Annotated in this window: 8 protein-coding genes; 4 read left to right on the forward strand and 4 right to left on the reverse strand. The window is 64.8% G+C overall.

Going from position 1 to position 9,200, the window contains the following annotated elements; genetic code table 11:
• Window positions 1–66: 66 nt before the first annotated feature.
• On the forward strand, window positions 67–1,134 hold the full coding sequence (locus tag QCN29_RS36120) for a tyrosine-type recombinase/integrase (protein WP_279933495.1): 1,068 nt from the start codon (window positions 67–69) through the stop codon (window positions 1,132–1,134).
• A complete protein-coding gene (locus tag QCN29_RS36125; protein ID WP_279933496.1) occupies window positions 1,131–3,464 on the forward strand; it encodes a tyrosine-type recombinase/integrase in 2,334 nt (777 codons plus the stop codon). The genes QCN29_RS36120 and QCN29_RS36125 overlap by 4 nt, the downstream gene beginning before the upstream one ends.
• A 315-nt stretch (window positions 3,465–3,779) precedes the next feature.
• On the opposite strand, the gene QCN29_RS36130 is transcribed toward QCN29_RS36125, so the two are convergent.
• Window positions 3,780–4,361 (reverse strand): recombinase family protein, encoded by a 582-nt coding sequence (locus tag QCN29_RS36130; RefSeq protein WP_279933497.1) that lies wholly within the window; start codon window positions 4,359–4,361, stop codon window positions 3,780–3,782.
• Window positions 4,362–4,819: 458 nt separating this feature from the next.
• Between QCN29_RS36130 and QCN29_RS36135 the strand changes: the two genes are divergently transcribed.
• Together QCN29_RS36135 and QCN29_RS36140 are read left to right on the forward strand one after the other, a co-directional pair.
• The gene (locus QCN29_RS36135; protein ID WP_279933498.1) at window positions 4,820–5,437 is read left to right on the forward strand and encodes a hypothetical protein; all 618 of its coding nucleotides are present in this window, start codon (window positions 4,820–4,822) and stop codon (window positions 5,435–5,437) included.
• Window positions 5,418–5,858 carry a hypothetical protein gene (locus QCN29_RS36140; RefSeq protein WP_279933499.1) on the forward strand — a complete coding sequence of 147 codons (441 nt, stop codon included), beginning with the start codon at window positions 5,418–5,420 and terminating at the stop codon, window positions 5,856–5,858. Before QCN29_RS36135 ends, QCN29_RS36140 begins: the two co-directional genes overlap by 20 nt.
• A 24-nt stretch (window positions 5,859–5,882) precedes the next feature.
• On the opposite strand, the gene QCN29_RS36145 is transcribed toward QCN29_RS36140, so the two are convergent.
• The 3 genes from QCN29_RS36145 to QCN29_RS36155 form a co-directional block, all read right to left on the reverse strand.
• Entirely contained in the window at window positions 5,883–6,830 is a 948-nt protein-coding gene (locus tag QCN29_RS36145) for a DUF4365 domain-containing protein (protein ID WP_279933500.1), read from the reverse strand.
• 187 nt (window positions 6,831–7,017) lie between these two features.
• A complete protein-coding gene (locus QCN29_RS36150) occupies window positions 7,018–7,626 on the reverse strand; it encodes a recombinase family protein (protein ID WP_279933501.1) in 609 nt (202 codons plus the stop codon).
• Window positions 7,627–7,784: 158 nt separating this feature from the next.
• Entirely contained in the window at window positions 7,785–8,975 is a 1,191-nt protein-coding gene (locus tag QCN29_RS36155; RefSeq protein WP_279933502.1) for a TniQ family protein, read from the reverse strand.
• Window positions 8,976–9,200 lie beyond the last annotated feature (225 nt).

The following is a 9,200-nucleotide window of genomic DNA, read 5'->3' on the forward strand; positions in this document are numbered from 1 at the left end:
TAAAAGTTACGTGGAATCTGCCGGGGTGATCATGTCTCCCCGGTGACCACGGACTTGGGAGATGGCTTGAGCGGCACGACGGTACTCACGGAGAAGTGGCCGGTGCTCGGCCGGCACGCGCAGGCGGCGACGTGGCTGACAATCTGGATGGATCTCGGACGTGCACCTCGCACGATCGACGCCTACGGCCGGGGACTGGCCGAGTACCTGTTGATGTGCGAACAGGAGGGCGTCGACCCGGTCGCTGCGAGCCGTGCTCATGTCGCCGTCTACGTACGGGAGTTGACTTCACGGCCGCATCGCCGGGGTCCGAATGTGATCTCGATCGACTCGGGTGCGGGGCTGGCGAACGCGACGATCCAGCAGCGGCTGGTGCCGGTGCGCCTGTTCTACGACTTCCTCATGGAAGAGGGGCTGCGGGAATCCAACCCCGTCGGCCGGGGTCGGTACACCCCCGGCCGACGCAACGGTGGCCAGCAGCGCGGCCTGGTGCCGCGGCTGACGAAGTTGCCGTGGATTCCCGGAGAACAGCAGTGGCTGAGCGTTCTGGAGGTCGCCAAGCGCGAGCCGGTACGCAACCGCGTCATGCTCGCCCTGGCCTACGACGCCGCCCTGCGGCGCGAGGAGTTGTGCTCGCTGCGGACCGACGACGTCGATCCGGCCCACCGCACGTTGCGGATACGGGCGGAAACGACGAAGAACCGGCTGGAGCGGGTGGTGCCGTACTCGGCGTCGACCGGGGTGCTGCTGTCGGACTACCTCGCTCATCGGGCCACGATCAGCCGGGCCCGGGGGCCGCTGTTCCTGTCGGAGTCGCGGCGCAATCACGCCCAGCCGCTGAGCCTGTGGACCTGGTCGAAGGTGGTGCGCCGGATCGCACTGGCTTCCGGAGTCGAGCGGTTCTCCACGCACACCACGCGACATCTGTGTCTGACGGATCTGGCGCGGATGGGCTGGGAGGTGCATGCGATCGCCGCGTTTGCCGGACACCGGCACACCGACTCCACGCTCCAGTACATCCACCTGTCCGGCAGGGACCTGGCCGAGAAGCTGGCCCGCGGCATGGAGCACATCCACGCCCGGCGCATCCAGACCCTCACCAGGACGAACGATGCTGAGGAGGCCGGCCGATGACCGCGCTCGTCTCGCCTTTGACGCTCGGGGACTCGTCCGACCGCTGGACATGGCCCATCGACCCGGGTCGCTACGACACCGCGGCCTCCGTGCAGCCCGCGGAGAAGCAGGCCATCGCGGAGTTGGGCCTGGTCAACCTGCGCCGGATGGCCCGTCACGATCCTGACGCCCCGGGATGGCGCGTGGTCCGGCGCCTTCTGCGCCCCTTGGACGACGTCGCCGCCGCGCTGCACGAGCCGACCACGTCGCACCGACGCCGAGGGCGGCTGGATGCCGCCGCGGTGGTGCTGCTGCGGTGCGCGGAGACCGGCCGCTCGTACTGGGCTTGGAGCGGCGAGGAATGGGCCCATCTGCTCGGGCAGGATCTGCAGAGTTTCCGAGCGAGCGTTCCCGCCTGGGCGGAAGAGGTGGTGCGTCCCCAACTGGCCGCGCATGCCTTCCTGCTCGGCGGCTTCGCCGACTTCTACAAGCTGGGCAGCTTCGGCCGTCTCGCGCTGGCCTGGCGCGTCTTCGGCCGCGACCGCGTGGATGGCGAGATCCACCGGATCCGCACGGTGCTCGCCAGCTGGGGCTACCAGCTCGGCCGCGAGGACGACCAGCTGCTGCCAATGGTGGTCTGTCAGGTCCTGCTCCTCAACCGCAGCCCGCACCTGGAGGATTTGACCACCAGCCTGTTCGAGCAGATCCGCGCCGAGCGCCTGCTGCCCGCGGCGCGGGGCAACACGCTGCATGCCATGCAGCGGGCCGTCGCCGAGCTCGGCATCTGCGAGCCGCCGCAGCGGATGACGGGCCGTCACTCGGCGCGGGCGAGTGGGGGCTCCCCGGTCTGGGCGGCATGGGTGGAGCGTTGGTACGACACCTCCACGCTCACGCCCCGAGTCCGCGGCACCGTCCGTTCCACCTTGCTCAAGGTCGGACGGTGGCTGGAGGCCGAGCACCCCGAGGCCGCGGACCCGGCGAAGTGGTCGAGGCGGACTTGCGCGACCTGGGTCGCCGCGCTCGACAGAATGAAGGTTGGTGACTACGTCCAACGCACGGCCGGTCTGAAGGACCGTATCGGCAAGCCGCTCGAAGCACCTACGAAGGCGGCCCAGCTCAGCGCGGTGCGGACGTTCTTCCGGGACTGTCAGGAGTGGGAGTGGATACCTCGACGCTTCGATCCGCAGCGGGCGCTTGGCACCCCGCGCAGCATCGCAGCCTTGCTCGGTCCGGACCCCCGTGTGATCGCGGACGACATCTGGGCGAAGCTGATGTGGGCCGGGCTGAACCTCACTGACGACGACCTCCCGCAGACCCAGGCCGGGAACTTCTACCCGCTCGAACTCGTCCGCGCAGTTACGCTGACCTGGCTGTTCTCCGGGCAGAGGAGCGATGAGATAGCCCGGCTGCGGATCGGCTGCATCCGCTGGGAGCACGACGGCTCGGTGATCGCGGGCGACTCGCAGCAGATCCTCGCCCGTGACGCGGTCTGCCTCTTGGACGTGCCGACCCACAAGACCGGCACCGCCTTCACCAAGCCGGTCGATCCGATCCTGGGCCAGGCACTCGATGCCTGGCAGGCCGTCCGACCCACGCAGCCGAAGTTCGCCGACCGCCGCACCGGCGAACTCGTGGACCCCTTGTTCGCCTTCCGGGCCCGGAAGGTCTCCTCGGTCTATATCAACAACACCGTGATCCCGATGCTCTGTCGCAAGGCCGGCGTCCCCGCCGCCGATGTCCGCGGGAACATCACCAGCCACCGGGCCCGCTCCACGATCGCCAGCCAGCTCTACAACGCCAAGGAACCGATGACCCTGTTCGAGCTGCAGGCTTGGCTCGGACATCGTTCACCGCAGTCCACGCAATTCTACGCGAAGATCAGTCCCACGACGCTGACCCGGGCCTACGACGATGCCGGATACTTCTCCCGCAACGTCCGCACCATCGAGGTCCTCGTCGACCGCGACGCTGTCACCTCCGGCGCCGCCGCGGCGGGCGAACCCTGGCAGCACTACGACCTCGGCCACGGCTACTGCACCTACACCTTCTTCGAGCAGTGCTCACACCGGATGGCCTGCGCACGCTGCGACTTCTACACCCCCAAGGACTCCAGCAAGGCCCAACTCCTCGAAGCTAAAGGCAACTTGCTGAAGATGCGAGCATCAATCCCGCTGACCGAGGACGAGCAGGCAGCCGTCGATGATGGGCAGGCGGCCCTCGACCGCCTCCTGGACCGGCTAGCCGATACCCCCACCCCGGCAGGGCCGACACGCCGCCAACTCGACGTCCCAGCGGACGCGATCCTGCTACCGATCATCGACGTCCAGCAGGGCAGAGCATCGCAACCTTGACAATTCTGATTCCACAGAANCCGCCTCCTGGACCGGCTAGCCGATACCCCCACCCCGGCAGGGCCGACACGCCGCCAACTCGACGTCCCAGCGGACGCGATCCTGCTACCGATCATCGACGTCCAGCAGGGCAGAGCATCGCAACCTTGACAATTCTGATTCCACAGAAGGCTGAAGATGCTGAAGCGCCAGATGTTCGGCCGTGCCAGTCTCGATCTTCTTCGCAAACGCGTCCTGCTCCGGGTGCCATTAACGAACGTGTCATGAGCCCCAAAGGGGGATGTTCCCCCTGGTAAGAGCAGTCTGCGGTGGGTCTCAGGAGTCGACGCGGGCGCGTTCGAGCACTCGGTACACCGTCGCGCGGGAGACGGAGAAGAGCTCGGCGAGGTCGGCGATGGTGTGGTCGCCGGTGGCGTGTTCCTTGACGAGGTGGGCCTGCTGTCGGGCCGTCAGTTTGGGCTGCTTGCCCTTGAGCTTCCCTTTCGCCCTCGCCACCGCCATCCCCTCGCGGGTGCGCATCCGCAGGAGGTCCACCTCGAACTCGGCGAAGGTCGCCAGAATGTTGAAGAACATCTTGCCCATGGGGTCGGCCGGGTCGTAGATCGCGCCGCCGAGAGAGAGGCGAACCTCGCGGGCGACCAGGGAGTCGCCGATGTCGCGGGCGTCGGGTACCGAACGGGCGAGGCGGTCGAGTTTGGGCACGACGAGGGTGTCGCCGGCGCGGACGGAGGCGAGGGCCTGGTCGAGGCCGGGCCGGTTGCGGTGGGTGCCGGTCAGTCCGCGATCGAGGTAGATCCGATCGTCGGGGACGCCGAGGCCGATCAGGATCTCCCGCTGCGCAGTGAGGTCCTGATCGTCGGTCGAGCAGCGGGCGTAGCCTGTGAGGAGTCCGGTCACAGCCGAGGAGTGTACGGATAGCCCCCGCTGACCGTACAGATCACCGGACACCCTAAATGAGACGCTGTCCGCCCTGGTCGGCCACTCTCGCTGTCAGCTTCCGAAGTCGGCTGCACGGGTGTACGTAGTCCCTTGCACGCCGCCGTGTATCTGATCGCCGAGATCATCTCTGCGTGGAGCCGGTGGCGAGTCGCGGGAAGTGCTCTGACGAGTTGTTCGCGATGGCCGACGGCAGCGACTTCGGGCAGATAGTCGTTTTTCGCCGTGCGGTCCAGCTCAGGCGGTGCTGGTTGTTGTTGACGGGGCCGGCACCGCTCTGAGCAGAGGAGCAGGCGCGGCGAGTAGTCGGCGCCCTGGCCGGGTCCTGCCTTCGATTGGACTGGATGGAGCAGCGGCAAGCTGATCTGATTGGGCGCGCCTGCACAGAGGTCCAATCGTCCTGCATGTATCAGTGGAGCATGCGGATCGACGTAGCGTTCGATGACTCCGATCGGGAGCTATTGAAGCAGGCACTTCATGCGCACGGTGAACTGGGTCCCGATAAGGTGGATGAACAAGTTGACCGGCTTGCTGGGACCATTACAAAGGCAGGCGCGCGAGAATTACTTGATCAGGCAACGGGCAAATTGGTGCCGTCGACCGTGACGGAATACCGGCACCACAGGGTCTACAATCTTCTCTGCAATGGAATGTCCGTGGAAGACGCGGAACCATGGATTGCAACTCTATTCAAGATTTCGGCATCATCCGCCAAATCACTTCTACGGGCAACCTTTGCCCGGTTCTCGATGGAGCTCGAAGGGAAATTGCTGGCTGCGGTTGAAGTGGCCCTGCTCCGATGGAGATATTCACCTGATCGTGATTACCGTGATATCACCATCGCGTCACGACTCGTTAGCGACTGGGTTACTGACGCCGCGCGGCTTGCAGGCAAGCCGTCTCCTCGTCGAACTGAACTGGCTTCCCAGTGGCGCTTCTCCGTTGAAACCCATGAACACCTCCTTGATCTTCTCGGCATCTCGGATGAGAAGCGCGCAAGTGTAAAGGAGGAGCGCGATGCGGAGAGCGCTGGATGAACAAATTGCTGACACCTTGCAGGTTATTAGCGTACTGCTCGTGTTCTTCTTCGCGTATTTCTCCTATGCTGTGAGTCGGTATACGCAGCTTTCAGAGGAACGGCAGAGGGTTGAGGCGAAGCTCAATCGAAGGATCGAAGAGTATGCAAGCTGCAGAAAACTTCTGTGTCTGGCCCTACTTGCCACAATTCCGCTTGTTTCCCTCCTGACTCCGCTCTTTGTGCGCGTAGTGCAAAACTGGATCTGGTCCAATGCAGTGCGGACAGGGCTTTCTCTGGTTTATGCTTCTATTCTTGCAATTGGCGCAGCCGTTGTTTTGCTGATCAGGAAGGCGAATAGATCGATCGCGAACATGCGGCAGACTATCGCGACCGAAAAGAAGAGAATCGAGGATGAGAAACGTGAGAGGGTGGAGAAGTAGCGAGTCCATCGAGATCGCGGACGCCTAGGATGAGAAACTCTCGGTAGCTCGCCTTCCAGCTCCATGGCCTGTAAGGAGCATGATTAGCTCAAGTGTGGCCTGTATAAGGACCGGCCGCACAACGCTCACCCGATCCGGAGCAAAAACGAATTCGTAGTCTGGCGGAAAAGCGTCGCCGTCAGGAATCTGATCGACCTTCGGGAATGCCTGCGAGGCGGTATCACGGTATGCGCTGATCCATGAGTGAAGGCGATCGGCTCCCGCCGACCCGGGAACGAGTTCGTTCGTAAGCCGGGAAACAGCCTTGATCACGTTCTGATGCTGAATCATTTCAAGGATCGCCAGCAACCCTTGCTGCTTCTCCGTCAGGTGTGGCTCCGGGATCGGCCGATGCTCTCTGTCTCGCGGTGTAGCTATGCCGTTCAGCTGATGGATTGCCGCAGCGAGTTCTCCTATCATCGGCAGAATCGACCTAGCGTTCCGCGCGCTTTGGAGGGTGGAGCGGAGGTTGCGGTCATGCCAGAGGAGAGCTTGGCGGATTCCTTCCCAAGCCTCAGGCGCGAGCTTGTTCTGATTCGGGATAGCCAAGGAGACGGTTCTCGTGTTCCTATCCGACTCAAGCCAGGAAAGCTCGTCGTAGAGATCGCTGTGCCATCGGTAGTAACCTTGGTTCTGGCCGTGATCGTAGGCGACGATCATCGTTGGTAGGATACTGAGGAACCAATAGTCAATCGTTGAGCGCTTGACGCCCGAAATGACTATGCCCTTGCTCGTTTGTTTGGGGTTCTCTGAAGCCTTGACCTGGACCCTGAACTCGCGTCCATTCAAAGGTCCCGCTTCGCAAATTACCACCACGAAATCTACGCCTACGTCCATCGTGGGACGCTGGGGTATCCAACCGGGAGGAAGCTGGGCCTGGAACCACAGTTCTCCAGTCCATCCGATTTGCTGGCTACGAGATTGCCCGGGCATGAGGTCCACCTTGGACTATCGACTCGGCCGCTCACGGGCCACCAGAAGTCCGGCCCTCGCCCCGATTACAGCCGCAAGCTGTCTAGGTGCGGGACCGAGGAATTGCAAAGTGTTTGCAGAAATACGTCTTGAACAAGCCCGGCGTATGGCACCTGAGCTGTTAGACCACTATCTACTAAGAGCAATATTAGTCGTGTTCGGGTTGGTCCGCGAGGTAGCGGTGGAGCGAGGTCTTGGGGATGCTGGTCTTGGCTGCGATCTGGCCGAGGCTGCTGCCCTGCTGCTTCAGCAGCCTGGCGTACTCGATCTTGTCGGCGGAGTGGGCAACGGGTCGGCCGATGCGGCGGCCGGCGGCTTCGGCCACCGCGCGGGCGTGGGCGGCGCGTTCGGCGGTGAAGGTGCGTTCCATCTCGGCGAACAGGGCCAGTAGCAGAAAGGCGATGCGGCCCATGCCCTCGTCTGCGGTGTTGATCGGCAGTGGGTCGGCGAGGGAGCGTACGCCGATGTTCTTCTCGTTGAGGTCGTGGACGAGGTTGAGGACTTCGCGCAGGTTCCTTCCGAGTCTGTCGAGGGTGTGGAGCACGATCGTGTCGCCGGGCCGGGCGTAGGCGAGCAGATCGGTCAGGCCGGGGCGCTCGACGGTGGCGCCGCTCTTCTTGTCGACGTAGATCCGTTCGTCCGGGATGCCCGCTGCTCCGAGGGCGTCGAGTTGGCGTTCCAGACTCTGTTTGGTGGTGGAGACCCGGGCGTACGCGAGTTCAAGTCCCTGGGCGGGGTGCCGCTGGTCGGTTGCCATGGCCGTACCGTACCGAAAGTTGTCTCCGTACGGGTCTTCCGGAACGTTCCTTGTGGAACGACTTACGGAACGACTGGCAGGGAGATCGCCGCAGGACGCCGACATCCTGACGGGGTGTCGGGCGCCGTGTTCCACTTCCAAGGATGTGGAACGCGGAGTCAGGCAAGATCGACGCGCCCGAGTTCACCGGCGCTGGGAAGGAAGTCGACGGGGACGCCGACGCCGAACAGGAAGGCGCGCTGCTCTTCGAACCGGTCGAGGGTGCGGCAGCCGAGGGTGAGCAGGACCAGGAGCTGCCGGGCGGCGTCGCGGTCGGTACGCGCCAGGGCAAGCGCCGCCTCGATCTGGTCCATGGCCTCCTGCCAGGAGTTGCGGTGAGGGGCTGGTCGGTCGCCGTCGTAGATGTGGCGGTGTTCCGGCCGAAGTGTGGAAGCGAGGCGGCCGAAAGCGATGATGGTCCCATCGGCGACCAGGCGCAGGGCGGTGCCGGCGGCATGCAGCATCGTCTCTTGGAGGTCGGGCTTGAGGTGTTCGTAGGGCCGCCAGGTGGTCAGTCCGGCACGCTCTTCACGGCTGGCGGCCTGCCAGACCTGTTCCAGCGTGGCCCGGCCGTGGCTGGTCCGGCCGCTCAGGGAGAGGCTGACCTCGTCCAGCAGGGAGCGCAGCAGCCGGAACCACACCCCGGCGTGCACGCTGCGGCCCGGCAGGCTGACCCGTCCGGTGGTGAGTCCTTCGTAGATGTAGCGGTCCACGGTGGCCAGCGGGTCCTCCAGCGGCACCGGGCACGGCCCGTCGCGACCGACGGCGACCGATAACGCGACCTTGGTGGCGTCCTCCAGGCGGCACCCGTGCTCGACGCATCCGGTCATCAGCGGCAGCCGCCATACCAGGGCTCGCCCGCGCCCGGGGTCGGCGGCGCACAGCGGACAAGCCCGGTGCAGCGGCCAGGCTCCGAGCCACGGCCCCGGCCAGCGCTTCCAGCGGTTGACCTGGTTGCGACCGGCCTCGCCGGGGGCGAGGAGTACGGAGTTGTCCCTCACGTACGCGTCGAACATCGGCTGAGTGTCCTGGATCGGTACGGTGAGTTTGTCGAACAGCCACGGTTCCCAGCCGGCCAGTGTCATCGCCCGCAGCCGGGCGAACTCGACTCCGGTGCGTTCGGCCAGCGCGGTCAGCATCGCCATCGGCGGGTCGTAGTCCAGGTCGGCTGGCACGGCCAGGTCGACCAAGCCGAGGTTGCGGGTGAGTAGCTCTTTCACCGGCATCTCGTACAGATCGGCGAGCCTGTTCAGCCACGATGACAGTGACTCCAGGGGGCCTGGCTGCGGGTGCAGCGGCCATCGCCGCACCGGACTCATGTCAGCTCGCGCTCGAACAGGCGGCGCCGCTCGGTCGGCCCGGCATAGGGCGTGAAGTTTCCCCGTGATCTCGGACACGTGATCGTTATGCCGCGAGGGCGTGCTGATGCCGCTGCCTGGTCTCGGCCGGGGTGAGATAGCCGAAAGTCTTGTGCTTGCGCAGGCGACGGCGGTTGTAGAAGGTCTCGATGAAAGTGAAGACCTCCCCGCGGGCGG

It is taken from the genome of Streptomyces chengmaiensis, from assembly GCF_029846775.1.
Classification (GTDB): Bacteria; Actinomycetota; Actinomycetes; order Streptomycetales; family Streptomycetaceae; genus Streptomyces; species Streptomyces chengmaiensis.

Coding starts and splice junctions, on each gene's coding strand:
- QCN29_RS36145 (WP_279933500.1), bottom strand. CDS start 6,830: ATGCCCGGGCAATCTCGTAGCCAGCAAATCGGATGGACTGGAGAACTG.
- QCN29_RS36150 (WP_279933501.1), bottom strand. CDS start 7,626: ATGGCAACCGACCAGCGGCACCCCGCCCAGGGACTTGAACTCGCGTAC.
- QCN29_RS36125 (WP_279933496.1), top strand. CDS start 1,131: ATGACCGCGCTCGTCTCGCCTTTGACGCTCGGGGACTCGTCCGACCGC.
- QCN29_RS36140 (WP_279933499.1), top strand. CDS start 5,418: ATGCGGAGAGCGCTGGATGAACAAATTGCTGACACCTTGCAGGTTATT.
- QCN29_RS36135 (WP_279933498.1), top strand. CDS start 4,820: ATGCGGATCGACGTAGCGTTCGATGACTCCGATCGGGAGCTATTGAAG.